The 26,253-nt window shown below is 62.7% G+C and carries 23 protein-coding genes; 6 read left to right on the forward strand and 17 right to left on the reverse strand.

Annotated elements, in window-relative coordinates; translation table 11 throughout:
- The first annotated feature begins 241 nt into the window (after positions 1–241).
- Positions 242–1,159: a hypothetical protein gene (locus A9K68_RS01305; protein ID WP_065006067.1), complete on the forward strand. Its 918-nt coding sequence runs from the start codon at positions 242–244 to the stop codon at positions 1,157–1,159.
- A gap of 105 nt (positions 1,160–1,264) precedes the next feature.
- Here A9K68_RS01305 and A9K68_RS01310 read toward each other — a convergent pair whose 3' ends face one another.
- From A9K68_RS01310 to A9K68_RS01360, 11 genes are all read right to left on the reverse strand, one after another.
- Positions 1,265–2,770: a hypothetical protein gene (locus A9K68_RS01310; protein WP_156768176.1), complete on the reverse strand. Its 1,506-nt coding sequence runs from the start codon at positions 2,768–2,770 to the stop codon at positions 1,265–1,267.
- A gap of 169 nt (positions 2,771–2,939) precedes the next feature.
- The gene (locus A9K68_RS01315) at positions 2,940–4,337 is read right to left on the reverse strand and encodes an NAD(P)(+) transhydrogenase (Re/Si-specific) subunit beta (protein ID WP_065006069.1); all 1,398 of its coding nucleotides are present in this window, start codon (positions 4,335–4,337) and stop codon (positions 2,940–2,942) included.
- 6 nt (positions 4,338–4,343) lie between these two features.
- Positions 4,344–4,772, reverse strand: a complete 429-nt coding sequence (locus A9K68_RS01320; RefSeq protein ID WP_023796796.1) for an NAD(P) transhydrogenase subunit alpha — start codon at positions 4,770–4,772, stop codon at positions 4,344–4,346.
- Positions 4,769–6,040: a Re/Si-specific NAD(P)(+) transhydrogenase subunit alpha gene (locus A9K68_RS01325; RefSeq protein WP_065006070.1), complete on the reverse strand. Its 1,272-nt coding sequence runs from the start codon at positions 6,038–6,040 to the stop codon at positions 4,769–4,771. The genes A9K68_RS01320 and A9K68_RS01325 overlap by 4 nt, the downstream gene beginning before the upstream one ends.
- Positions 6,041–6,125: 85 nt before the next feature.
- Complete coding sequence (locus A9K68_RS01330; protein WP_029347610.1) at positions 6,126–6,350, reverse strand: aa3-type cytochrome c oxidase subunit IV; 225 nt, start codon at positions 6,348–6,350, stop codon at positions 6,126–6,128.
- A gap of 188 nt (positions 6,351–6,538) precedes the next feature.
- A complete protein-coding gene (locus tag A9K68_RS01335; protein ID WP_065006071.1) occupies positions 6,539–6,688 on the reverse strand; it encodes a DUF3096 domain-containing protein in 150 nt (49 codons plus the stop codon).
- A gap of 192 nt (positions 6,689–6,880) precedes the next feature.
- Complete coding sequence (locus A9K68_RS01340; protein WP_246811277.1) at positions 6,881–7,564, reverse strand: hypothetical protein; 684 nt, start codon at positions 7,562–7,564, stop codon at positions 6,881–6,883.
- A gap of 243 nt (positions 7,565–7,807) precedes the next feature.
- A complete protein-coding gene (locus A9K68_RS01345) occupies positions 7,808–10,120 on the reverse strand; it encodes an EAL domain-containing protein (RefSeq protein WP_065006073.1) in 2,313 nt (770 codons plus the stop codon).
- A 133-nt stretch (positions 10,121–10,253) separates the two neighbouring features.
- Entirely contained in the window at positions 10,254–13,733 is a 3,480-nt protein-coding gene (locus A9K68_RS01350; protein ID WP_065006074.1) for an indolepyruvate ferredoxin oxidoreductase family protein, read from the reverse strand.
- A gap of 221 nt (positions 13,734–13,954) precedes the next feature.
- Entirely contained in the window at positions 13,955–14,485 is a 531-nt protein-coding gene (locus A9K68_RS01355) for a hypothetical protein (RefSeq protein ID WP_065006075.1), read from the reverse strand.
- Entirely contained in the window at positions 14,478–15,086 is a 609-nt protein-coding gene (locus A9K68_RS01360; RefSeq protein WP_065006076.1) for a CGNR zinc finger domain-containing protein, read from the reverse strand. The genes A9K68_RS01355 and A9K68_RS01360 overlap by 8 nt, the downstream gene beginning before the upstream one ends.
- A 150-nt stretch (positions 15,087–15,236) precedes the next feature.
- Here A9K68_RS01360 and A9K68_RS01365 point away from each other — a divergent pair, with 150 nt between their 5' ends.
- From A9K68_RS01365 to A9K68_RS01380, 4 genes are all read left to right on the forward strand, one after another.
- A complete protein-coding gene (locus A9K68_RS01365) occupies positions 15,237–16,142 on the forward strand; it encodes a branched-chain amino acid ABC transporter permease (RefSeq protein ID WP_065006077.1) in 906 nt (301 codons plus the stop codon).
- Between the two features lie 374 nt (positions 16,143–16,516).
- Positions 16,517–17,101, forward strand: coding sequence for a TRAP transporter small permease subunit (locus A9K68_RS01370; protein WP_065006078.1), 585 nt, complete (start codon positions 16,517–16,519; stop codon positions 17,099–17,101).
- Entirely contained in the window at positions 17,098–18,870 is a 1,773-nt protein-coding gene (locus A9K68_RS01375; RefSeq protein WP_203546876.1) for a TRAP transporter large permease subunit, read from the forward strand. The genes A9K68_RS01370 and A9K68_RS01375 overlap by 4 nt, the downstream gene beginning before the upstream one ends.
- A gap of 19 nt (positions 18,871–18,889) precedes the next feature.
- Positions 18,890–19,912, forward strand: coding sequence for a zinc-dependent alcohol dehydrogenase family protein (locus A9K68_RS01380; protein WP_065006079.1), 1,023 nt, complete (start codon positions 18,890–18,892; stop codon positions 19,910–19,912).
- A gap of 62 nt (positions 19,913–19,974) precedes the next feature.
- Here A9K68_RS01380 and A9K68_RS01385 read toward each other — a convergent pair whose 3' ends face one another.
- Positions 19,975–21,084 carry a TRAP transporter substrate-binding protein gene (locus tag A9K68_RS01385; RefSeq protein WP_065006080.1) on the reverse strand — a complete coding sequence of 370 codons (1,110 nt, stop codon included), beginning with the start codon at positions 21,082–21,084 and terminating at the stop codon, positions 19,975–19,977.
- A gap of 289 nt (positions 21,085–21,373) precedes the next feature.
- Here A9K68_RS01385 and A9K68_RS01390 point away from each other — a divergent pair, with 289 nt between their 5' ends.
- Positions 21,374–22,147: a gamma-glutamyl-gamma-aminobutyrate hydrolase family protein gene (locus tag A9K68_RS01390; protein ID WP_065006164.1), complete on the forward strand. Its 774-nt coding sequence runs from the start codon at positions 21,374–21,376 to the stop codon at positions 22,145–22,147.
- Between the two features lie 21 nt (positions 22,148–22,168).
- Here A9K68_RS01390 and A9K68_RS01395 read toward each other — a convergent pair whose 3' ends face one another.
- From A9K68_RS01395 to A9K68_RS01415, 5 genes are all read right to left on the reverse strand, one after another.
- Positions 22,169–22,567: a hypothetical protein gene (locus A9K68_RS01395; RefSeq protein ID WP_065006081.1), complete on the reverse strand. Its 399-nt coding sequence runs from the start codon at positions 22,565–22,567 to the stop codon at positions 22,169–22,171.
- 82 nt (positions 22,568–22,649) lie between these two features.
- The gene (locus A9K68_RS01400; RefSeq protein WP_065006082.1) at positions 22,650–23,633 is read right to left on the reverse strand and encodes a 2-hydroxyacid dehydrogenase; all 984 of its coding nucleotides are present in this window, start codon (positions 23,631–23,633) and stop codon (positions 22,650–22,652) included.
- Positions 23,630–24,652, reverse strand: coding sequence for a LacI family DNA-binding transcriptional regulator (locus tag A9K68_RS01405; protein WP_082982104.1), 1,023 nt, complete (start codon positions 24,650–24,652; stop codon positions 23,630–23,632). Before A9K68_RS01405 ends, A9K68_RS01400 begins: the two co-directional genes overlap by 4 nt.
- A 123-nt stretch (positions 24,653–24,775) precedes the next feature.
- Positions 24,776–25,660 (reverse strand): DMT family transporter, encoded by an 885-nt coding sequence (locus tag A9K68_RS01410; RefSeq protein WP_065006084.1) that lies wholly within the window; start codon positions 25,658–25,660, stop codon positions 24,776–24,778.
- Between the two features lie 153 nt (positions 25,661–25,813).
- Positions 25,814–26,221, reverse strand: a complete 408-nt coding sequence (locus A9K68_RS01415; RefSeq protein ID WP_065006085.1) for a DUF2000 family protein — start codon at positions 26,219–26,221, stop codon at positions 25,814–25,816.
- Positions 26,222–26,253 lie beyond the last annotated feature (32 nt).

The raw sequence follows: 26,253 nt of genomic DNA on the forward strand, positions 1-26,253 counted from the left end.
CGCTCAATTTCGAGCGCTCGAGACATCGTTGGTAGACCTAGGCCTGCCAATGATGTCTGCTGCATCGCAACAAAGGTTCACTGAGGAGGGCCCGGTCGGAACGGAAAGGCTTCCAAGGCATTGTGATTGATCACAATCGCCGCAGGAGGCACTCATGGGACGTGGCATTTTGCTCTGGCTTCTCGGAGTCCCGATTCCGATCATTATTCTCATCATGCTTTTCGCACGGTAGGGGGCTGACATGCAGTCAACCCTAACGGCTGTCGACGTTTCCGCACCGACGGAATCCTCTTCCACCGCTGTCAGCTGGGGGCCGATCGTGGCCGGCGCCTTTGCTGCCTCGGGGCTAACACTGATCCTGATGTTGCTCGGCTCCGGGCTCGGGCTGACCATGGTTTCGCCGTGGTCCGGCTTAAGCACATCGGTCACAACTTTCGCGGCCTCCACCGCCGCGTGGCTGATCATCGTGCAGTGGCTGTCGTCGGCTGCCGGCGGTTATCTTGCCGGGCGCCTGCGCACCAAATGGGTCGGCGTCCACACCGATGAAGTCTTTTTCCGCGATACCGCCCACGGCTTCCTCGCCTGGGCGCTTGCAACGTTGCTCGTCGCCGGCGTGCTCGGCTCGGCGCTTTCCGCAGCTGTCGGAACCGGCGTCCAGGCCGCTTCGACAGTCGCGTCGGGCGCGGCAATGGGCGCTTCGGCAGGTGCCACTGCAAACGCTGGAGGCGCCGCGACCGACAACGCAACGTCGTACTTCGTCGATGCATTGTTCCGCCCGGCCGATGCGGCCAGGCTTGCTGCCGCCAGCCCAGAGAGCGATGCGGCGGCGACGGCGCAGGCTTCGCGCATTTTGATCGCGAGCGCAGCAGCAGGAGAAGTGTCTGCCGACGACAAGACCTATCTGTCGCAGCTGGTGGCTGCCCGAGCCGGGCTGTCGGAACCGGATGCTAGGGCTCGTGTCGATGCCGTGCTTGCCAGGGTCGAAGAGGCGAAGGTTCAGGCTCAGCAGGCTGCCGATACCGCCAGGAAAGCCGGTGCCACCTTCGCGCTGCTTGGCGCACTGTCGCTGGTTGTCGGCGCTTTCATCGCAAGCGCCGCGGCAGCCCTTGGCGGCAGGCAGCGCGACGACGAGGAGGCGGTCTTCCTGACCAACCCCTGATCGGTGCTTGACGGTTTCTTCTATGCAGGGACACTGCCCCTGCATAGACAGGCTGTTTCGATGGGGTGATTGCCAGCGCCGGTTCACCGAAACGAGCGCCGGCTCTTACTTTCCGGCAAAAACCGTGGACACCGCCTGGCTTGGCTCCAGTTTGCGGCCGAGATCGACGGCGTCGCGCAGCACCTCGATATGCGAGCGCGGCGGCGTTTCGGCCGCTGCGGCGACCTCGACGCCGGTCGCCTTCAGCGACCAATAGAGCCTGTGGGTGAAGATGCGGCCAAGCGAACTGCGCAGCTCGACCTGAATGTTCTCCACGCCGGGGCCGAAATTTTCCGCCATCGGTCCGGAGATCGGGTCGCCCGTCAGCCAGCCATTGCCCCTGTCGAAGATGTTGGTCCAGCGCGTCGCGGCAAATACAGCGCCATGATGCACCGCCCGCTGCGGCCTGCCCGAACGGCTGCGCCCTTCCTGATAGAGGACGGTTCCACCGGCCGCCGTATCGGCGATTGGCGGACACGCCGAGAACAGCCGCTCAGCGATGCCGCGCCTGAATTCGGCGAGATTGTAGGTCACCAGAAATTCGCTGTGGGTCAGCGGGCTGCCGAGCGTGACGAAATCGCTGATCTTCCACGGCAATGGATGATCGTCGTCCCTGGCGCGGAGCTGGCGATAGAGTTCCCATTGATCTCGCCGGAATCCGGAGAGGTCATCCAAGCTGTCGGGCCACGCAGAACCTTCGGCGTTTAGCGTAGCGCTGTCGACGGCGCGGATCGCTTTCAGTCTCGCCTTGTCGCGGACCGCTTCCAGCTTTCGCGGCCTGAAATCAGCCCACAATATCTGCAGCAGATCATAGGCGATGATTGATCCCAGGCTGTGTGAGACCAGCACGATGCGGTCGTAGGTATCGTCCATCATGAGACGCCTCAGCAGCGTCAGGCCACGGTCGCGGACAAGCGCGCGCTTCTCGACGGTTGCCGCTTCAGCACGGACATAGGCGGCCACATCACCGAAATAAGGAAGACCGAACCGGTCCACCGACCAGACGACGAACGAGGCCAGGATCGTGACGAGCATGCCCGTGGTCCAGGAAATATACCCTTGCAAGGCCGAGGTCGCGAGCACGAGCGCCGCGCCCAAGACTGTTATGACGGCCAGAAGCGTAACGACATAGAGCCCGCGGGCGTCGCGCGGAATGTCGGCGGGCTTGCGCCAGAGCAGATTTGTCACCCAGGCCGCAAGCCGGCCCCGCGTCGTGCCTTGCGTGATGTCGGCCCAGTAAAGCTCGTAGAAATCAGTGCGGCGGCCATCGACATCGTAAGGGGTGGTGATCCGGCGAAGTTCGTGCGAGTTCGTGCGGCTGTCAGGCGTGATCCAGCTCTGGTTGATCTTCGAGCCGGCGGGACCGTCCGAATCGGCGACACGGGCGTAAAACGGCACGCGAGCAGGGTCGTGACTCCAAACAGCCTGAACAAATTCCCTCAGCGTGCCCATGGGTCGCTGTTCGCCCATGCCATGCACGATCACCACGGCCTGGCTGAGCTTGCGCGGCGCCTTTCCGGAGGCCGGCGGGCTGGTCTTGGTCGGCGACGCAACAGGATGAGGGTCGGACACCAGTGCCTCCGTTTGGTGACAAAGCCCGGAACAGAATTTGTTCATCGTAGCGCTGAAACCGGCATGGGAGCAAAGACGGTGCAGGCCGGATGTTCAAGTCAAGAAAAACCCGGCGCGGAGCCGGGCTTTTTTCCGAGCAATTAGCGGTGCACTGGACCGCGAATCCGGATCAATGATCCATGGCCTTGACGATCTCCTCGGTCATCTTCTTGGCATCGCCGAGCAGCATCATGGTGCCGTCCTTGTAGAACAGCGTGTTGTCGATGCCGGCATAGCCGGAGCCGAGCGAGCGCTTGACGAACAGGCAGGTGCGGGCCTTGTCAACGTCGAGGATCGGCATGCCGAATATAGGGGAGCTCTTGTCATCCCGCGCGGACGGGTTGGTGACGTCGTTGGCGCCGATGACATAGGCGACATCGGCCTGCGCGAATTCAGAGTTGATATCCTCGAGTTCGAACACTTCGTCGTACGGCACATTGGCTTCGGCAAGGAGGACGTTCATGTGGCCGGGCATGCGGCCGGCGACCGGATGAATGGCGTACTTCACGTCGACACCACTGGCCTTGAGCTTGTCGGCCATCTCGCGTAGCGCATGCTGCGCCTGGGCGACCGCCATGCCGTAGCCCGGCACGATGATCACCTTCTGCGCGTTCATCATCAGATAGGCGGCATCATCGGCCGAGCCCTGCTTGACCGTGCGCTCGATGCCGTCGTCGGCAGCGGCGGAAGTCTCGCCGCCGAAGCCGCCGAGGATGACCGAGATGAATGACCGGTTCATGCCCTTGCACATGATGTAGGAGAGGATCGCGCCGGACGAGCCGACGAGCGCGCCGGTGATGATCAGCGCCAGATTGCCGAGCGTGAAGCCGAGGGCTGCAGCCGCCCAGCCCGAATAGGAATTCAGCATCGAGACGACAACCGGCATATCGGCACCGCCGATCGGGATGATGAGCAGGACACCAAGGACAAGCGATGCCGCCACGATCAGCCAGAACACCAGCTTGGACTCGCTGGTGACCAGCAGCACGATCAGCACGATCAGCGCGATGCCGAGGGCGGCGTTGATGAAATGGCGGCCGCCGATCATGATCGGCTTGCCCGACATGCGACCGTCTAGCTTGAGGAAGGCGATGACCGAGCCGGTGAAGGTGATGGCGCCGATGGCGACGCCGAGGCTCATCTCGATCAGCGCCTGGGCGTGGATGTCGGCAACGGTGCCGATGCCGAAGCTTTCCGGCGCGTAGATGGCGGCAGCCGCGACCATGACGGCGGCAAGGCCGACCAGCGAGTGGAAGGCGGCGACCAGCTGCGGCATCGAGGTCATGGCGATGCGCCGCGCGGTGATCGCGCCGACAGAGCCGCCGATCAAAAGGCCGAGCACGATGAGGCCGAAGCCCCCCGCCGAAGGGGTCGCCAGCGCCAGCGTGGTGGCAATGGCGATGCCCATGCCGATCATGCCGTACATGTTGCCCTGACGGCTCGTGGTCGGGTGCGACAGGCCGCGCAATGCCAGGATGAACAGGATGCCGGAAACCAGGTAGAGGAAGGAGGCGAAGTTGGCGTTCATGTCGCTCTACTTGTCCTTCTTCTTGTACATCGCCAGCATGCGCTGGGTGACGAGAAAGCCGCCGAAGATGTTGACCGAGACCAGCATCAGCGCGACGAAACCGAAGCCGGTGGCGATGCCGGACGCCGAGATGCCGACGGCAAGCAGCGCGCCGACGACGATGACCGAGGAAATGGCGTTGGTGACGGCCATCAGCGGCGTGTGCAGCGCCGGTGTGACCGACCAGACCACGTAATAGCCGACGAAGATTGCCAGGACAAAAATGGCAAAGCGGAAGACGAACGGATCGATCGCCCCGCCGGACAGCGCGTGCGCGGCGTCGCCCGCCGCATCGGTGCCGCCTGGAGCTGTGGCCAGATCCTGCACAGCGAGACGGACGGCGGCGGTCGCCTGATCGAGCTGGTCAAGGGCTTTCTGCAAGGTCTGGTCCATCACGCGATCCCTTTCGGCTTGTTAGCGAGCGACTTGGGTGCGGCAAGTTTCCTGGATGTGGCAGCTTTCTTTGGCGCGGCCGGTTTTTCTCCAGCAACGGGCTTCGCAGGCTCGGCCGAGGCGATCATCACCGCCGGCTTGCCGATGAAAGCCGGATGCACAACCTGCCCGCCATCGGTCAGCATCGTCGCCTTGACCAAGTCGTCGTCGCGGTTGATGGCAAGCGTCTTCGTGGTCTTGTCGACCAGTGTCTCGAGGAACGCAAAAAGGTTCCTGGCGTAGAGCAGCGAGGCGGAGGCCGCGACGCGGCCCGGTACGTTGAGATGGCCGATGATTTTCACCCCGTTGGCCGTGGTCACCACCTGCCCGGGCACGGCGCCTTCGACATTGCCGCCACGTTCGACCGCGAGATCGACGATCACCGAGCCCGGCTTCATCGAGGCGACCATCGCGGCTGAAACCAGCTTCGGCGCCGGACGGCCGGGGATCAGCGCGGTGGTGATGACGATGTCCTGCTTGGCGATGTGCTCGGCGGTCAGCGCCGCTTGCTTGGCCTGGTATTCCTTAGACATTTCCTTGGCGTAGCCGCCAGCCGTCTCGGCCGCCTTGAACTCCTCATCCTCGACCGCCAGAAACTTTGCGCCAAGCGAGGCGACCTGTTCCTTGGCTGCGGGGCGCACGTCAGTGGCGGTGACGACGGCGCCAAGCCGCCTTGCAGTTGCAATGGCCTGCAGGCCGGCGACGCCGACGCCCATGATGAAGGCTTTCGCCGCCGGCACCGTGCCGGCCGCCGTCATCATCATCGGCAGCGCCCGGTCATATTCCGCAGCCGCGTCGATCACCGCCTGATAGCCGGCGAGGTTCGCCTGGCTGGACAGGACGTCCATCGATTGGGCGCGCGTGATGCGCGGCATGAACTCCATCGAGAACGCGGTGGCGCCGGCCCTTGCCAGAGCATCGACGGCAGCATCGTTGCCATAGGGATCCATGATGGCGATGACGGCAGTGCCCGGGCGATAGGCCTTCAGCTCCGCCTCATCAGGCCGGCGCACCTTCAGCACCACATCGGCCTTGGCGACATCGGCGGCCTTACCGATCACAGCGCCGGCCTTACCGAACTCCTCGTCAGGAATGCGAGATGCCGTGCCGGCGCCGCTTTCGACGATCACGTTGAACCCCAGCCCCGCCAGCCGCTTCACCGTGTCGGGCGAGGCAGCAACGCGCGGCTCGATCGCATCGAGCTCACGAGGGATGAAAATCGTCTGTCCCACCGCATGATCCTTTCGGCTGGAACCTGTCTGCGCAGGACGCCGGCCGGACTTCCGGCGATGTCACGGGCAAGGGGTTTTGAAGAATTTACCGGAGAATGAAAGCGCCGAGGGCGAGGATCAGAACGAACAGGACAAATGCCGAGAAGAAGCCTCCCGCAAAGAAGCCGAAAGCCATTGCGAGAAGCACGGCGGCGCAAAACAGCGACCCGTATTTGGCGAGCATGACAAAGCCGGCATAGGTGCGGTCGTGCTCGGCATAGTCCATCTTCGCGCCTAGTTCGACAGGACCGGTCGGCGAGTGATCAGCCATAGGAATACCCCTTCGGAGACATCTTTCAGGCACATAGCGAAAAGCCAAGCCGAGGGCAATGGCGCTATTGCCGCATCGCTGGCGACAACAGCCTCAAAGCAAAGTTGAAGCTGCCCGATGCAGAGAGGATGTTCCTGAGGTGACCGTGGCTGCCGCCTTGCACTTCCTTGCGGCTGAACCTTGTCACATCAACCGGCAAGCTGCGGAAACAGCCCGAGCAGGCCAACGACGATCAGATAGAGCGCGACGATGTAGTTGAGGAGTCGCGGCATCACCAAGATCAGCACGCCGGCAATCAGCGAGATAAGCGGAGTGAGTGCGAGCGTGGAAATGGTCATGTCGTTTCCTTTCGATAGGATTGCCGCCAACGCTATGCGGGTCGACGTCGTTCATGCGCCACCGGCGCGCTTGCCAGAACGCCGAAGCGGCCGGAAAGCTCCATGGCCAGGCTGCAAAGTTGCCGAATGACTTGCCTTGTTTAGGTGCATGTTGTTGTCCCAAAACCACTGCGCGCTTTTGGGCGACGTACATCAGGCGGCTTTGCGAAAATACTTGGCTGTGGGCAGGATGGTCAGCGGCGCGAGTTCACCGACGTCGGGCATGTCGAACAGCATACGCTGCTCCATCGGAGTCGAACGGAAGAACGGGAACCGGGAGAGGGACCGCTCGCGGATCGCATTGACGTCGGCACGGTAGAGCACGACCTTGTTGTAGACGCCGGGATAGGCGCGGGCCTCGCTGATCTTCTCGGAATAGTAGATCCGCTTGTAGAAGCCGGCGTGGTCCTCGCGAATGGTCGACAGGCAGTAAGGCGCGTTGAAATGGAAACACGCCATGCCGGCGAGCCGCAATGTTAGGTAGGGAATTTGCGGATAGACGCGTGACCAGTCGGGGTCGGAGGCGAACCGGCTGGGACAGATGAAGCTCAGTCCCTCGGCCAGCATCGGCATGACGATATCGCCGAAAGCCTTGGTGGAAGGCGACATCGGCGTCGCCAGCGTGACGTGATGGATGCGCAGCGTGCTGACGAGTTCCTGGTCGATGTAGACGCCGAAACGAAAGACATTCGGCGCGTCGTCGAGTTCGTCGTGAATGGTATGGTTCTCGTTGTCGGGCACCATATCGTTGGAGCGATACGACTTGTAGCGCAGCCGGTAAATGTCCTCGAGGTCTTCGCCCTTGTCGCAGCGACGGTATTCCGTCCGCTCGAGCATCGCCGAAACATTCCTGGCAAAGCTGGACATAGTGTCGGACGCATCACTCCCGTCCGCACCCGCCGCCTGGCGAGGCGAAATCAACTCAACAACCATAAACTCAATCCCCGGAACTGCCGCCGCGATCAACACTACGGCAGGGTCGTAAGATGTAAAGATGAAAACAAGATAGAGATCGTTTACCAGCTATTAAGGTTAATGAAGTAAAAATTATACCAAAGTACGAGATTTCTTCCCTGAAAATCAGCGATGCGTGGCCTTCCTGGCCGTCTTGATGTCCTTGGCGAAGGGCCAGACCGTGCTCGACATGGTCTCAATACCGGACGCGCTTAGCGCCGAGCCGAACAGGAATCCCTGAACCAGGTCCGGCTTGACCTGCAAGGCCAGGATCTTGAGCTGCTCGAAAGTCTCGACGCCCTCGACAGTCACCGAAAGTCCCAGTGGCCGTGACAGGTTGACGATGCCCTTGAGCAGTTCGAGCGAACGGCTGTTCTGGGTAACGTCCATCAGGAACGAACGGTCGATTTTGATCTTGTCGAGCGGAAGTTTGTGGAGATAGCTGAGGCTTGAATAGCCGGTGCCGAAATCATCGAGCGCGATGCGCACGCCAAGCCGCTTCAATTCCTCGATATACTGACGCGTCAGCGACTTGTCGTCGAGCAGTGCCGTCTCGGTGACCTCGATCTCCAGTCGGCCGGCGGCGAGACCGGAACTGGCGAGCGCATGGCGAACCTTCTCGATAACGTCGCGGTTGCGGAAGTCCTTGGCCGAGAGATTGACCGAGACACTGGTCTGTGCGGGCCATTTGGCGCATTCGGTGCACGCCGCATGCAGGACGAAGGTGCTGACCTCGGAAATGATGCCCATTTCTTCCGCCAGCGGAATGAAGATGCTGGGCGAAATTGGTCCGAGATCGGGGTGGTCCCAACGGCACAGCGCCTCGCAGCTGGCTATGCGCATCGTGCTCATCGCCACGATTGGCTGGTAGACCACCCGCAACCCCTTGCTTTCTACCGCGGTGCGCAGATCCGCCTTCATCAGCTGACGGTTGCGGAAAGCGACCTCCATCGACGCCTCGAACAACCGCCAAGTATTCTTGCCGAGTTCCTTGGCCTTGTGGAGCGCGAGGTCCGCCTTGACGATCATGGCGTCGACATCGGTATCCCTGACCCTCGACAGCACCGCGCCACCGCTGGCCTGGATGCGCAACCCATGGCCGGCGACGTCGACCTCGCCCTGCAGCTCAATGAAAATCTCGTCGATTTGGCTGGACAGATGGCTCTCGTCCTCGACGCGGTCGAAGAAGATCATGAACTCATCGCCGCCGAAACGGCTGACGGTGACGCCTGGTCCGGCGACCGCCGCCAGCCGTTCAGCGACGGCGTAGATCAATCCGTCGCCAACCGGGTGGCCAAGCGTGTCGTTGACGCTCTTGAAGTCGTCGAGGTCGAGCACAGCGAGCCCGCAGAGACGCTCGAGGTCACCGGATGCCATGGCCTCTCCGATCAGCTCGTGGAAATAGGCGCGGTTGGGCAGGCCGGTGAGGTTGTCATAGCGCGCCATGAAGCGGATCTTGTCTTCCGCCTCAACGCGGGCCGTCACATCCTCGAAGGTGATGACCCCCAGTTCCTGGCTGCCTTCACGCGCCGAGAACTCATAGTGCTGACCGTTCGCGAGCGAGACGAGAACCTTGCGGTCGCGGCCCTCGCGCAGGGCGCGCGTAAGCTGGGCTTCGATGTAGCGGCAGTCCTTCGGCGCCAGCATGCCGCCGGCAACGCCGCGCATCAGCAGACCGTGAATCGATCGCCCGAGCAGCGCGTCGGGCGATTTGAGCGACATCAGATGCGCGGCTTCGGCATTGGCCACCGCCACCCGGCCGTCGGGGCCGAGCATGACAAGGCCATGCGACATGGTGTTCAACGCCCGATTGAAGCGCTGGGCAAGGCGGTTCGCCTTCTTCTCCTCCGACACCGCCGCAAAAAGCACATCGCGCACCGTATTGGCGAATTTGCGGATCGCGAACAGGAACGGCGCTGACAGCAGGCCAAGGAGGACATGATAGATATCGCCGCGCAGCAGGAAGCCTAGCGAGATGGGCCAGGTCAATGCAAGGGTCAGGATGGTCACCATGCGCGGCGAGCCGTAGTTGCGGCCGGCAATGGAGGTCGCGGTCGCCAGCGTCAGGCAGACGGAGGCGATCTCGGCGAAATCGTCGCGCGCAAAGTAGATGCCGAGCAGGCAAAAAGCCCCGAGCGTAAGCCCATGCATTGAGCCGTAGAGTATATAGTCGTTTTCGCGCTTGTGCGCTTCCTCCCAGGTCGTTGGTGAGGGCAAGCTGTTGTATTTTTGGAAATTTCTCATGCGGAATATGCCGACGAGAACCATCGCGATCGCAACAACCAGGTAACGCGGATCGCCGTTCTTCCACCAGACAAGGCCGATCAGGAAGGTTTGCGCGAGAATGCCGATCGAAAGCGTCACCCCGTCGCGAAACAGAGTTTCCACGAACGGGATATAGACGTCGACCGGAACCTCGTTTTTTCTTTTCAGATTCACGCCTGAATCCCAACCCTGGGGAGCCAAGCTGTGTCACATTCGCCTTAAGAAAGATTTAGAGAGGCCGTTCCGGGCTTTGCCGTCAGTCGGTTGGCGCCGGGAAGCTACCCTTCAAACAAACAAGGCATATCGATTACTCGGCGGCCTGGAGTTCCGGCCGAACGGGTATTTTTGCCAGGCGATCGAGCAGCCTTAGGCGTTCGCCAGCGGCCTTTTCGGCACTGGCCTGCCTGACGTGACCATAGCCGCGAATGAGCGCCGGCACCGAGGCAAGCGCGGCCGCAGCCTCGACCTTGCCTGCCGCCAGCGCGCTGGCGACAAGCTCCAGATCGGCCTCGTACTGCGCAAGAAGCTGCCGTTCCATACGCCTTTCGGAGCTGTAGCCGAACACATCGAAGACCGTGCCGCGCAAGCCTTTCATCGCTGCCAGCAGGCGGAACCCCTCTATCATCCAGGGACCGAAACTCGACTTCCTCGGCTTGCCGTCCTTGCCGCGCCTGCCCATCATCGGCGACGCTAGATGGAATTCGAGCTTGTCGTAGCTCTGGAACTGCTTGCCCAGCTCGGCGGCGAAGGAGCCGTCGGTGTAAAGCCTCGCCACCTCGTATTCGTCCTTGATCGCCATCAGCTTGAACAGGTTCCTCGCAGCGGCCTCGGTCACATCAGTCGAACCGGGCATCGCCCTGGCTTCGGCCTTGCGCAGCGCGGCCAGTCTGTCGGCGTAGCGCGTGGCATAGGCAGCGTTCTGATAAGCGGTGAGGAAGGCGACGCGGCGGGCGATAATGTCGTCCAGCGTTTCGACGACAGCGGCGTTCTGTGCAGCCGTGCCCGGCTGGGCAACGAGGCCGCGCACGAAATCCGGCTGGTGGGCGGCGCGGCGGCCCCAGCGGAAGGCTGAGACGTTCATCGCCACGGCCTGGCCGTTGAGTTCGATCGCCTTTTCGACTGCCTCGGCCGACAGCGGCAAGCCGCCATGCTGGAAGGCGAAGCCGAGCATGAACATGTTGGCGCCGAGCGAACTGCCGAACAGCGCTGTGGCGGTGCGGGTGGCGTCGAAGAAATGCGCCTTGTCGTCGCCGGCGGCAGTGCGGATCGCCTTTTTCAGCCGCTCGACAGGCAGCGAGAAATCCGCCGACCGGGTAAACTCACCGGGCATGATCTCGGCGGTGTTGGCGAGGAAGATCGTGTGGCCCTCACGCACCGCGGCGAGCACCTTTTGAGCGCCCGACACGACGAGGTCGCAGCCGAGCACAAGGTCTGCCTTCCCCGCCGAAACGCGGATGGTGTGGATATCGCCCGGGCTGCGCGCGATGCGGACATGGGTGAACACCGAGCCGCCCTTCTGGGCAAGGCCGGCCATGTCGATCATGCCGCAGCCCTTGTCTTCGAGATGGGCCGCCATGCCGAGCACCGCGCCGATGGTGACGACGCCGGTGCCGCCGACGCCGTCGATGATCGCCGCCCAGCCCTGTTCGCCGAGCGGAAATTCAGCGGGCGCGGGCACGCCGTCGAGCGGATCGGTCGTGCCCGCCATACCCTCGGCCTTCCTGATCTTGGCGCCATGCACGGTGACGAAGGACGGGCAGAAGCCGTTGACGCAGGAGAAATCCTTGTTGCAGCTCGACTGGTCGATCCTGCGCTTGCGGCCGAATTCAGTCTCGACCGGCTGGATCGACACGCAATTCGACTGCACCCCGCAATCGCCGCAGCCTTCGCAGACCAGTTCGTTGATGAAGACGCGCTTGTCGGGATCGGGGAATGTGCCGCGCTTGCGGCGGCGGCGCTTTTCGGCGGCGCAGGTCTGGTCGTAGATCAGCACGGATGTGCCCTTGACGGCGCGCAATTCGCGCTGGACGAGGTCCAGATCGTCGCGGTGATGGATGGTGGCGCCGGCGGGGAATTCGACCTTACCGGTATATTTGTCCGGCTCGTCGGTGACGATAGCGATATGCTCGACGCCCTCGGCCCGCACCTGCCTAGCGATCATGTCCACGGTCAGGCCACCCTCGTGCGGCTGGCCTCCGGTCATGGCGACGGCGTCGTTGTAGAGGATCTTGTAGGTGATGTTGGCGTCGGTCGACAATGCAAAGCGGATCGCCAGCGCACCAGAGTGGTTGTAGGTGCCGTCGCCGAGATTCTGGAAGATGTGGTCGCGCTTCGAGAACGGCGCCTGGCCGACCCATTGCGCGCCCTCGCCGCCCATGGCGGTGAAACCAACGGTGTTGCGGTCCATCCACAGCGCCATGAAATGGCAGCCGATGCCGGCGGCGGCGAGCGAGCCGTCGGGCACCTTGGTCGAGGAATTGTGTGGGCAGCCGGAGCAGAAGAAGGGCGTGCGCGAGGCGATGTCTGACGTGTCGGCGAGCATCGCCTGGAATTGGCGAAGTTTTGCCACTCGCGCGGCAATCTCGTCCGACGGACCGATCGTTCGCAAAATTCTCTCGCCGAGCGCTATGGCGATGTCATTGGGGTCGAGCGCGCCCTTGGCCGGGAACAGCCCGTCGCCGCGCTCGTCCTTCTTGCCGACGATGACCGGCTGCATGGCGGTGCCGTAAAGGTTCTCGCGCAGTTGCACCTCGATCAGCGAGCGTTTCTCCTCGACGACGACGATGGCGTCGAGGCCGCGAGCGAAATCGGCGATGTGCTGCAGGTCGAGCGGCCACGGGCAACCGATCTTGAACAGCCTGATCCCGATGCGGTTGGCGGCAGTTTCGTCGACGCCGATGTCCTCCAGCGCCTGGCGAACGTCGAGATAGCTCTTGCCGATGGTGACGATGCCAAGCTTCGGGCTGCTGCCGCCGGAATAGACGATCCGGTTCAGCCCGTTGGCATGGATGAAGGCCGAAGCGGCGGCGCGCTTGTATTCATGCAGCCGCTCCTCCTGGCCGAGCATGTCGATCTCGTTGCGAATGTTGAGGCCGCCGGGCGGCATGTCGAAGTCCGGGGCGACGATATCAAGCCGGTCGAGTGCGGCATCGACCGAAGCCGTCGACTCGATGTTGTCCTTGACGCATTTGATCGCTGCCCAGGTGCCGGCGAAACGCGACATGGCAAAGCCGTAGAGCCCATAGTCGATGATCTCCTGGACCCCCGCCGGATTGAGGATCGGCACCATAGTGTCGACGAACAGGAATTCGGTGGCGTGCGCGTTGGTTGAGGATTCGGCCATGTGGTCGTCGCCCATCAGGGCAAGCACGCCGCCATATCTAGACGAGCCGGCCAGGTTGGCATGGCGGAACACGTCGCCGGACCGGTCGACGCCCGGTCCCTTGCCGTACCAGACCGAAAAGACGCCGTCATGCGTGCCCTCGCCCAGCAACTCGGCCTGCTGCGATCCCCAGCAGGCCGTGGCCGCGAGTTCCTCGTTGAGGCCGGGCTGGAAGACGATGTCCGACTGGGCGAGCTGCTTCCTGGCCTTCCAAAGCTGCATGTCGAGGCCGCCGAGCGGCGAGCCGCGATAGCCGGAGACGAAGCCGGCGGTGTTCAGGCCAGCCCGGCGGTCGCGCGCGCGCTGCATCAGCAGCATGCGGATGACCGCCTGCGCGCCGGAAAGGAAGATGCGCTCCTTCCCCAGGTCGAACTTGTCGTCGAGCGCGACATCATACAGCGTCATCAGGCATTTCCCTCTGCGGAGGCCACACTTCGAGCACAGCCAACGTCGGAGTCGGATGCTGCAGTGTTTCTCCCCTTGCCGGGCAGGTCAAACAAAATCGAAGATGCCAGACGAGGCGCAACAAATGATCCGTGCGCGGCCGTGTGGCGCCACGAAACGTCTGTCGGGGAGGATGGCCGAGCACGAAAATTCCGGCGGCGGTCAGTGCCGCTGGTGACGCATCATGCAGCCTTTGGGCAACTGGGCTTCGGTTCGCCGGGCAGCTTGCCGTCGACATGGCCGGCCAGGTCCTTGTTGAGCTCGTAGACTGGCCCGACCACGAGAGGCCGGTCGGGCAGGACCGACTGGTCGAGCGAGGACGTCAGTGTCGTCTCGAAACTCTGCAGCAATTTGCCGCTGCGATCCTCGATGCGGATCGACACGGTATAGGGCTTGTCCTTTACGACGCAGGTGAGCGGCGGGCTGGTCAGCGTTACATGCGGCAGCTTCGGCCATATTTTCTGGGTGACGATGATCGGATCACCACCGGCCGGGTTCTGGAAGGAGACCACGGCGACCTGTCCCTCACCCACCGGCCGCAACGGATTGAGGGTGATGACATAGGTGGCGATGCCCAGCCGGTAGTTGAACTCGAACAGCTTCCCGGAAATGGCGAACAGCTGGTCCTTGCCGGAGTCACGGCAGGCGCCGAGCGCGGCCACCGCGAACAACGCCGCGACGACAATCATCGCGCGCGAGTATCTTTTAGACATTGGTGATCTCCCTCGCCGCGGTCCGGCGGCGATAGTATCGGTTTGCCTTCTGTCGGTTGCCGCACACCGCCATGTCGCACCAGAGGCGGCTGGAATTGCGGCTTTTGTCGACAAACAGCCAGCTGCAATTCGGACATATCCTCAGCCTGGCGATTGTGTCGCCGCGCAGCAGCGACAGCGCCGAGACCGCAAGCGCCGCCTCGAAGGCAATCGGCGTCGCCGGATTGCCGAACGGTTTTCCGGGCCTCCCGATTTCGGTGCGGCTTTGGGCGAGTCCGTCGGCGCAGGCTTCAAGGAATTCAGGCATGTCTCCGGTAGTGATCGCACCTTTCGAAACCGCGCGGCGAAACAGCCGATCGGTCGTCTCCCTGATCGACAGCACCACCGGCGCGATCTTTTCAGGCGCCGGCGCTACGAGCGGCCTGCCGCCGAGCTCGGCGGCGCGAAACCCGCTCGCCGCTTCGGCAAAGCGGGCGATCTCCGCCGGATCTTTGAGCCGGTCGAAGGTTTTCTCCGGATCGTTCCGCAAGACGACGGTGTTCGCCGTGTCGAGCGCAAGCATGCCACCGGTGAAGCGGTGCGGAGTCCAGGCTACTACCATATGACGAATCTAACCGATAAATCGCATTTGACAAGTTAGATTCCGGGTGCAACGCTCGTCACGGAGGCGATCGCCATCGCCTTGTCTTGAGAACGTCGTTCGTCCCAAACCGCTGCGCCCCGATTGCGGGGCATGCATCGAGGACATTGCATGCTCTATTTCTTCCAGCAGGTTCTGAACGGGCTGCATTCGGGCGCGCTCTACGCATTGCTTGCCTTCGGCTACGTGCTGACCAACGGCATCCTGCACCGCACCAATCTTGCCTATGGGGCGCTGTTCGCCTTTTGCGGGCATACGATGATCCTCACCGCGGCGTTCGGCTATCAGGTGCTGTGGCTGACGCTGTTTGCATCCGTCGCGCTCGGCGTAGCTGCGGCGTTCCTTTATGCGGCGCTGCTCAGCCGTGTCTTGTCGCGAAGCATCTTCGAACCGTTGGCCGACCGCTCGCCCAACGCCATCGTGGTGACGACGCTCGGCATATTGCTGGCCCTGTCGGAAGCCAGCCGTATCGCCGCCGACACCCATGATCTGTGGCTGCCGCCAATGCTGGCCCAGCCCATCATTTTTGCGCGAGGGGCCAATTTCAATGCCACGCTGACGCTTATCCAGTTGCTCGACTGCGCTGTCGTCGCGGCAACTATCGGGCTCGCCGCCTGGGCGTTTGCCCAATCAAGCTTCGGCCGGCGCTGGCGCGCCGTGTCCGACGATCCCAGGGCGGCAGCGATGTGCGGCGTCGATGTTCGCGCGGTGCTTCGGCGTGCGGTGCTTTTCGGCGGCCTTTGCGCGGCACTGGCCGGCGTGCTCGCCGCCTTCTACTACGGCAACATCAGCTTCGGCACAGGGTTGGTCTACGGGCTGAAAATCCTGTTTGTGACGGCGGTGGGCGGCTATCTCTCGCCGTTGCGGGCAGCACTTGGCGCTGCGGCTTTCGGCATGGCCGAATCGCTGTGGGCCGGCTATTTTCCGCTCGAATGGCGCGATGGCTGGATGTATCTGTTCCTCGTCGCCATGCTGGTGCTGATCGGCACCGGCCGCGATCAGGGCAAGATCGCCTGACTGTACCAAGCCTGGGTAGACTTTGGTTGCATGACGTCTACAGCGCGCGCGTCCTCTCGGACGCGCAAAGGACGCTGTAGCACTTTGATTTCGCGCATGATCCCAGCGAAAATCGATTCCCATTTTCGGGGTCATGCGCTGCGTCAGGCGCTGTTTGGCCCCTTCCTCATCTCACAAGACCCTTCCTCACCTCACAAGATTGTTTTACTCGGTCTGCCCTGTGTTGACCCGCCGAGCCACGCACGGCATACCGTTGGGCCACATCGAAGCGGCGGAAAACAAGCGGGTTGGCGCGCCGCTGATACTTTGAAGCACGCAACGTGCTTTCCGAAAATCGACACCGATTTCGGGCCGATGCGTAAAGGGAGGAATGCATGGCAGGGCTTCTCGCTCTATCCAGAACCATTGACCGTGTGAACGAATTCATCGGCAGATGGGTGTCGTGGCTGATCCTGCTGGCAATCCTGGTCAGCGCCGCCAATGCGGTCATCCGCAAGACGTTCGACATGTCGTCGAACGCCTGGCTGGAACTGCAGTGGTATTTGTTCGGCGCGGCCTTCATGCTGGCCGCTGCCTACACGCTGAAGCAGAACGACCATATCCGCATCGACATCGTTTACGGCATGTTCTCGCGCCGCGTGCAGCACTGGATCGACCTTCTCGGTCACCTCTTTTTCCTGATGCCGTTCGTGACGCTGATGGTGATCTATTTCGTTCCCTATGTGTCGCTGTCGTTTCGCAGCGGCGAAATGTCGAACAATTCCGGCGGTCTGATTATCTGGCCGGCAAAGGCGATCCTGCTGGTCGGCTTTTTCCTGCTGGCGCTCCAGGGCATCTCGGAGATCATCAAGAAGATAGCCATCATGCGCGGCGACATGGACGATCCCACTCCATTCATATCGGTCCATGAGCAGGCCGAACTCGAAGCGAAGGCGCTCGCCGAAGAGGTGCGCTCGTGATCGAGTTCATCGCCCAGAACATGGCGCCGATCATGTTCGCCTCGCTGGTCATCTTCCTGCTGATCGGCTACCCGGTCGCGTTTTCGCTCGCCGCCAACGGCCTGCTGTTCTTCTTTATCGGTGTCCTTCTGTCGCCCTATTCGGGCGGCTCGATCAATCTCGCTTGGCCGCTGCTGCACGCACTGCCGGACAATTTCTACGGCAGCCGGGTGATGTCGAACGACACGCTGCTGGCCATCCCGTTCTTCACGTTCATGGGCATCGTGCTCGAACGATCGGGCATGGCCGAGGACCTTCTCGATACGATCGGCCAATTGTTCGGACCGATCCGCGGCGGCCTCGCCTATGCCGTGATCTTCGTCGGTGCGCTGCTTGCCGCAACCACGGGTGTGGTGGCTGCTTCCGTCATCGCCATGGGCCTGATCTCGCTGCCGATCATGCTGCGCTACGGCTATGACCGTCGTGTGGCGTCCGGCGTCATTGCGGCGTCGGGCACGCTCGCCCAGATCATTCCGCCCTCGCTGGTGCTGATCGTTCTGGCCGACCAACTCGGCCGCTCGGTCGGCGACATGTATGCGGGCGCGCTGATCCCGGGGCTGGTTCTGACCGGCCTCTATACGCTCTACATCCTGATCATGTCGATTGTCCGGCCGAAGTCGATGCCGGCCCTGCCGCTCGAGGCCCGCACGCTCGGCCACGGCATCCTGTCGTTGCTGGTCGCGCTGCTGACGGCAGTCGTGGTTTCCTACGCGGCCTATCGCTATCTTGCGCCGTCGCAGGGCCAAAACGCCGACATTCTCGGCGCCACCATCGGCGTGGTTTTCATCTACGTCGGGGCGATCGCCGACCAGCGCCTGAAGATCAACATGATGTCGCGGCTGGCACAGCAGGTGATCATCGTGCTGATTCCGCCGCTGGCGCTGATCTTCCTGGTGCTGGGCACCATCTTTCTCGGCATTGCCACCCCGACCGAGGGCGGCGCCATGGGCGCCGTCGGCGCGCTGATCATGGCGGCGATGAAAGGGCGGCTGTCGCTGGACGTGATCAAGCAGGCGCTGGCGTCGACGACGCGGCTGTCGTCCTTCGTGCTGTTCATCCTGATCGGCGCGCGTGTGTTCTCGCTCACCTTCTACGGCGTCAACGGCCATATCTGGGTCGAACACCTCCTGACATCGCTGCCGGGCGGCGAAATTGGCTTCCTGATCGGGGTGAACATCCTCGTGTTCCTGCTCGCCTTCTTCCTCGACTTCTTCGAACTCGCCTTCATTATCGTGCCGCTTTTGGCGCCGGCCGCCGACAAACTCGGCATCGACCTGATCTGGTTCGGCGTGCTGCTCGGCGTCAACATGCAGACCAGCTTCATGCACCCGCCCTTCGGCTTCGCGCTGTTCTACCTGCGCTCGGTCGCCGCCCGGGTGCCCTATCTGGATCGCCTCACCGGCAAACAGATCGCACCGGTGACCACCGGCCAGATCTATTGGGGCGCGGTTCCCTTCGTTTGCATCCAGGTCATCATGATCGGCCTGACCATCGCTTTCCCGCAGATGGTGATGCATTACAAGGGCACGCCAGTCGACCCGGGCACGATCGATTACCAGGTACCGGAAACGCCGGGCCTGTCGCCGCTTGGCATACCGCCGGCGGATGGCGGCACGGCGCCGACCGCGCCTGCACCGGACCTGTCGCAGCCGCCGAATTTCGGTGAAACGCCGCCTGCCAAGCCAGCAGCGCCAGCACCCGATCTGTCCCAACCACCGAGTTTCAATTGATGCCGGAGGCGCAACAGAGATGAAAGCGGTGCGGCTGGAGGGCGTGGGCAGCATTGCCCTGCGCGAGGTCGGCAAACCGGCCGCCGGGCCGGACGATCTCCTGGTGCGGATCGAGGCATGCGGCGTCTGCGGAACCGACCGGCATCTTTTCCATGGCGAATTTCCCTGTACGCCGCCGGTGACGCTCGGACATGAATTCTCCGGGATCGTCGAAGCGATTGGAACCGGAGTGTCCGGCTTTTCGGTCGGCGATCGCGTCACCGGCGATCCCAACATCGCCTGCGGGAGCTGTCCGCACTGCCATGCCGGTCGCATCAACCTTTGCCATAATCTGATTGCCATCGGCATCCACCGCGACGGCGGCTTCGCCGAATATGTCGTGCTGCCCCAGAAGCAGGCCTTCTCCCTTCCGAAAGACCTGAAGCCGACGCATGGCGCGTTCTGCGAGCCGCTTGGCTGCTGCCTGCATGGCTTGGACCTGGCGCAGATCAGACCCGGCTCCTCGGTCGCCGTGCTTGGCGGCGGCGTGATCGGCCTGCTCACCGTGCAACTGGCGAGGCTTGCCGGCGCGACGACAATCATCCTATCGACGCGCCAGGCCTCGCGGCGTGCCCTCGCCGAAGAATTGGGCGCAACGGCGACGGTCGGCCCAAGCGCTTGCGATATCATCGACACTGTCGTCGGTGCGTCGGGCCTGATGCCAGGCGGTGTCGATGTGGTGTTCGAATGTGCTGGCGTAAGAGAGACAGTCGAGCAATCGATGCGGCTGGCCAAAGCCGGCGGTACGGTTGTCGTCGTCGGCGTGATGCCTCAAGGCATGAAGGCCGAGTTCGAACCTTTCGACCTGTTGTTCCGGGAATTGAGGGTCCTGGGTTCGTTTCTCAATCCGTTTACGCATCGCCGGGCCGCCGATCTCATCGCCTCGGGTGCGATCGAGATCGACAAGCTCATCTCACGGCATGTGACGCTTGAGGAGGCGGCTGCGGTGATCGCCAATCCGCCTGCGCCAGGCGAAGTCAAGGTGCTGGTTGTGCCGCGCTGATCCGGCAAATCGAAGTGTGACGGCGCCACGCGTCCGAAGAGCGCGTGGAGCCGTAACTGTTGTCAGAGCTTGCCGGTGCGCTGCTGGACCATCATGAAGGTGTCGTAATTGTACTCGGCCACCTGCGCCCAGAGATAGTGCTCCTTGCGGAACGCCTTGATCGAGTCCCAGATCTTCTTGAACGGCGCGTTCGAGGCTTCCATCTCGGCATAGACCTCGTTTGCCTTTTCGAAGCAGGCTGCCAAGATTTCCGGGCTGAACGGGCGCAATTTGGCGCCCCCGGACACCAGCCGCCTCACGGCCGCCGGATTCAGAAAGTCGTATTTCTGCAGCATGTTGGCGTCGGCGGCCTGCGCGGCGGTGTGCACCAGCGCCTTATAGGCCGGTGAAAGCTCTTCGTATTTCGCCTTGTTGAACATCAGATGGACGGTCGGCCCGCCTTCCCACCAGCCGGGATAATAATAATTCGGCGCGACCTTGTAGAATCCGAGCTTCTCATCGTCATAAGGGCCGACCCACTCGGCGGCGTCTATGGTGCCTTTTTCCAGCGCCGGATAGATGTCGCCGCCGGCGATCTGCTGCGGCACCACGCCGAGCCTTTCCACCACTTTGCCGGCAAAGCCACCGATGCGCATCTTGAGGCCCGAAAGGTCGGCGACGGTGTTGATCTCCTTGCGGAACCAGCCGCCCATCTGCACGCCGGTATTGCCGCCCGGCAAGCCAAAAAGGCCCTGCGTGGCGAGAAACTCGTTGAATAGGTCGATGCCGCCGCCGTGGTAATGCCAGGCATTGATGCCGCGCGCGTTGAGCGAGAACGGAACCGCAGCGCCCAGCGCCCATGCCGGGTCCTTGCCCCAATAATAATATGCCACCGTATGGCAGGCCTCGACGGTGCCGGCGGTGGTGGCGTCCGCGGCCTGCAGGCCGGGCACGAGTTCACCTGCGGCGAAGACCTGGACCTGGAAGTTGCCGTCGGTTGCCTCCGCAAGCATCTTGGAAAAGACCTCGGCGCCGCCGTAGATCGTGTCGAGAGATTTCGGGAAGGACGACGCCAGGCGCCATGTCACTTTCGGATTGGATTGGGCGATAGCCGGCGCGGCAAGCGCTGCTGTAGCCGCCGCGGCGCCCACACCGGTCGCGCCGGCCTTGCGGATGAATGATCGACGATCCATGAAGTCCTCCCTATTGAATCAATAGACCGACGTTCGGGAAATGCTCTGTGCCCCGGATCGGCTTCGCGGCAGACAATACACGGGCAAGAAGTCGAGTCCAGCCATGGCAGCCGGTTTTGCCGGCGGCGTTTCCGCGAAATTCGCGGCGCGAACGCACCTCTTGCAACTTAAGTCTAACGCCGTTTCGGTGGACCATGCGACATGCCGAACTTGTCATGGCAAAGCGCCTTCGGATCGCCTATTTTAAAGGCAGAATATGTCCCTGCACTGAATGGAACCCGGATCAAAAATGCAGCAGCCGCTCGTCGCCATATCGACCGACGTCCGCCAGTTCGACAACTACACCTGGCATGCCGTTCCGCAGCAATATCTGGAGGCGGCGCTTTCGGGCGCCGGCGTGTTCCCGGTGTTGGTGCCGTCCTTCGGCGACCGGCTCGATTTCGACGAACTCCTGTCATCGGTCGACGGCGTCATGGTCACCGGTTCGAAGTCCAATGTGCATCCCTCGCTCTATGGCGGCGATGCCAGCGAGGCCAATGGTCCCTACGATCCTGCCCGCGACGCGACGACGCTGCCGTTGATCCGCAAGGCAGTGGAGCGCGGAGTGCCGCTGCTCGCCATCTGCCGCGGCATCCAGGAAATGAATGTGGCGCTGGGCGGCACGCTGGCCACAGAAATCCAGGAGCGCGAGGGGTCGCTGGACCATCGCGCACCGGCGAGCGACAATCAGGACGAACGCTTCGCCATCCGCCAGTCCATTTCGATCAAGCCTGGAACCTGCCTCGCCGGCGTCTTCGGGGCGGGCGACATTATGGTCAATTCGGTGCACCGCCAGGCCATCGACCGGCTCGGCCCGAAGCTGCAGATAGAGGCGGTCGCCACTGACGGCACGGTCGAGGCGGTTTCGGTGCGGGACGCCCGTGCTTTCGCCGTCGGCGTCCAGTGGCATCCCGAATACTGGGTCAAGTCGGACAGCATCTCAGCAAGGATATTCCGCGCCTTCGGCGACGCGGTGCGCCTGCACGCGGCAGCGAAATCCGGCACGCGGGCCGCCGCGGAATAGTTCAGCGGTCAGACGTCAACATCAATCGCTGCCGGCCGCCAGCGACAGCAGCGGCAGGGCTGGCGCGTAGGATTCATAACCGTCGCCGTCGGCGACGCCGAAAGTGACGATCGGGTCGATGCCGTTCGCGCTGAAGGTGACCGTGCCGTCATCCTGCTCACGCCAGAATTTCGCGCGCTCGATGCCGGGCAAGACCCGGCGGCAATTCGCAGTGACCGTCAACAGCGAAAGGCCATGCGAAATCTCAGTGCCGCGCTTGACCGCGCAGGAGGCTTCGTCGCCATTGGCCACCAGCCTGTAGTCGTCGGGCGACGGCGTTAGCTCATCGGCGGCTGTGCGGCCTTCGCCGCTGCCGCCGTGAAACAGCTGAACGCTGCCGAACAGCGCGGCCATCGCCATCAATGCAGCAAGTGCTTTCATCTGCGTTCTCCGGGTGTTTGGCGATAGATATAGAATGATTCAAAGGGTTAAGCCGTAGTTAACAAATAAGAAAGCGTGCCACTCAGCTGCGCGCCTTGACCTTTTCCGTTTCCGGCACCGGCGTCAGCGCCCTCCCTTCCGAAAACCAGGAAATCAGATTGTCGACGCACAGATCGGCCATGGCGCGGCGGGTATGTTCCGAAGCCGAGCCGACATGCGGCAAAAGCGAGGTGTTGGGAGCGGCGAGCAGCGCCGGCGGCACGTTCGGCTCATCGGCGAAGACGTCGAGCCCGGCAGCTGCGATGGTGCCATTGGCCAGGGCTGCGGCAAGAGCTGCCTCGTCCACCGTGCTGCCGCGACCGATGTTGACGAAGACGCCATTCGGGCCAAGCACCGACAGGATCTCGGCGTTGACCGCCTTTTCGGTCGAGGCGCCGCCGGGCGCCACCGAGATCAGCGTATCGACCGCCTCGGCAAGGCCTTTCAGCGTGCCGTGGTATTCGCAGGCCAGGCCTTCGACACGGCGCCGATTGTGATAGGCGATCGGCAGCCCAAAGGCCTCTAGCCGGCGCGCAATGGCGAGACCAATGCGGCCCATGCCGAAAATGCCAACGCTGCGACCGCGCAAAGTCAGCCGGCTTAGCGGATAGTTGCCGTTGCGTGCCCAACTGCCGTCGCGCAGCCAGGTCTCGGCGCGCGGCAGATCGCGGATGGTGTTGATCAAAAGCCCGATCGCCGTGTCGGCGACCTCCTCGGTCAGCACGTCAGGCGTGTTGGTGACCATGACACCGCTCTGTGCTGCGTGACGTGCATCGACCGAATCATAGCCGACGCCGAAATTGGCGATGATCTCGAGGTTCGGCAGCGCGTCGATGAGGGCTGCGTTGATCCCGCCAAAGGCGGCAATGCCGCGCACCGTCCGGCGCAGCTCGTCGGTGACCAGCGACGCATCAGCCCGTTCGATCCAGACGCGGCTGAACGTCCGGTCGATGCGACCGACCGCATGATCATTGAATTGGCCCGGCACCAGAATGGCGACTGCTTGCTGCTGTTCGGCTTTTGTCATTCACGCTCCACCGGTTTGCCGGTCGACTGGCGCACATGCAGTTCCGGCTTGATCAGTTCCTGCGACGGCCGCACCATCTGCCCATTGAGCTTGTCGAGCAGCGCGCTGGCTGCGCGGCGGCCGACTTCACGCTGGCCGTTCCACACGGTGGTCAGCGCCGGCGTCGCGATCGCCGCTTCCTCGAGATCGTCATAGCCGGTGACGGAGATGTCAATGCCCGGCACCAGCCCGGCGCGTGCAATACCGTTCATCAGGCCGATGGCGACGAGGTCGTTCCAGCAGCAGGCCGCGGTCGGCTTGTCCTTCAGCGCAAGGAACTGCCCGGCGGCCTCGAAGCCGGCCTGCTTGGTGCGCGGACCGGCGATGCGCCAGGACGGCCTGACCTCCAGCCCGGCCGCCTCCATAGCGTTGACATAGCCCTGGTAGCGATCGCGGCCGGTCGAGGTCTGGTCGGTGCCGCCGACCATGGCGATGCGCTTGTGGCCGAGCGAGATCAGATGGTTGGTGGCAAGCCCAGTGCCGTAGGCATCGTCGCCGCGAAACACCGGCACGTCGGCGCCTTCGACGGTGCGCGCGATCAGCACCGCGGGCAGGCCGTTTTCCTCGGCCATGAATATGTCTTCGGGCGGCGTGCCGATGGCCGGCGACATGATGACGCCGTCGGCACCGAGCTGCAAAAGCGTGTCGATGAAGGTGCGCTGCTTTTCGAGCTGGTCGTAATGGTTCGACAGGATGAAGGTCTGCCGGCTGCGATCGAGCTCGCTTTCGATCGAGCGCAGTATCTCGGCGAAGAACGGGTTCATGATGTCGTGAACGACGACGCCGACGATGCCCGAACGCGAGGTGCGCAGGCTGGCGGCACGGCGATTGTAGATATAACCGATGGCGCGGGCATGTTCCTTGATGCGGTCGCGGGTGTTTCCGGCAACCAGCGGACTGTCGCGCAGAGCCAGCGAGACCGTGGCCGTGGACACACCGAGCGCATCCGCGATCGTCGAAAGCTTGATCTTCTGTGCCAGCGCCTTGCGCTCCCCCGACGATCTAGAGCTGATCCATGATCTCCAGCGACAAACCGGAGGCCACTTTCGGGATCATGATCTAAACAGTTTAAACGCGGCCTTATGCCACCCTTCCGGAACAAATCAAAGTTTTTTTGCCAGCGCTTCCACCTCGACGTCGAGGGCGGCGCGGTTGCGCACGCGAAGCCGGTGCTCGCGATGGACGATATAAAGGCCGCTGGCGACGATGACGATCGCCCCGACGAGCGTCCAGCCGTCGGGAAACTGGTTGAAGACAATCCAGCCGGCAATGATCATCCAGATCATCTGTGAATAGGGATAGGGAGCCAATGCCGTGGTGGTGGCAAGACGATAGGCCTGAACCAGGAGCCAGTGGCCGATTGCGCCGAAGACGCCAAGCATCAGCAGGATGAACCAGTGCCAGCTATCCTGCGGCAGCGAAAGCGAAAACGGCAGCATCGGCATGAGAAGTACGGCCGGCGCCAGCGCCGAAAAGAGAATCAGGCTCTCCGAGGTTTCCGTGGCCGACATGCGCCGCGTCATGATGACGTAAAAACAGTTCGACAGCATCGAGCCGAGCGCGAAGAGATGGCCGACGCCAAAGACGCCAACGCCTGGCCGGGTGATGATGAGGACGCCGACGAAGCCGCTCAGGATTGCCAGCCAGCGCCGCCAGCCAGCCCATTCACCGAGCAAAGGACCGGCGATTGCTGTGATCACCATCGGCGCGAAGAAATAGATCGATGTGGTTTCGGCCAGCTGCAAGGTTCGCAGCGCCATGACGTTGCAAATGGTCGATCCGAACAGGAAGGCGCCGCGCAGGATATGCGCCGGCAGATTGTTGGCGCGAAAGCGCGCCGGCTCGCGCCATCCGCGCAGAAAGACACCGACAAGCACGACATGGACGGCGAAGCGAGCCCAGGCGACGATCAGCGCCGAGACGCCGGCCATGACAAGATATTTGCTGCTGGTGTCGAGGAAGGTGAAAAATACATAGACGGAAAGCATGCAGAGGATCGCCGCCGGAGGCGTCGCGCTTTCGTCTTGTCTTGGGAGAGCACTCAATTTCAGGCCGGATGGAAGCAGGGCAGAGCCCTACCTTTGAGGCAATTGTCACTTGCCGGCAAGCCAGAGGAGGCTGACAACAGCCGACTACGTGCACTAGGGATGCATGCGGGCGCCCCTGGTGATCTTGTCGACAAGCTTCTTTTCGGCACGCACGGCGATGCCGACGACCTTGGCGTCGTCGGGTGCGAATTCGGCAAAGACGGCGCGGTTCGCCGCGTCGTGGCCGGTCGAAAACATTTCGTCGACGTAGAGCGAGGTCGTCACACCGCGGTCCAGCGCCCGTCGGTGGATGGCACTGAGCGTCGGGCGATCGGCCGAAAGCACGATGACCGGCTGGATCGAGAGCGGATTGTAGATATTGCCGGCGCGGTCGCGATAGGGTTCGCCGATGATGTCGCTATACTGCGCAACGATACCGCTGGTCAGGAAGGCGGTGACATTGAGCTTTTGCCAGACGGGAAGGTCGTCCTGCAGCACGATTGCAAATTTCGTGTCGAACATGAGACATTTGCCATTCGAGGTTTGTGAGTGAA

Origin of the sequence: Mesorhizobium sp. AA22 (genome assembly GCF_001672375.2) — a bacterium.
Classification (GTDB): Bacteria; Pseudomonadota; Alphaproteobacteria; order Rhizobiales; family Rhizobiaceae; genus Mesorhizobium; species Mesorhizobium wenxiniae.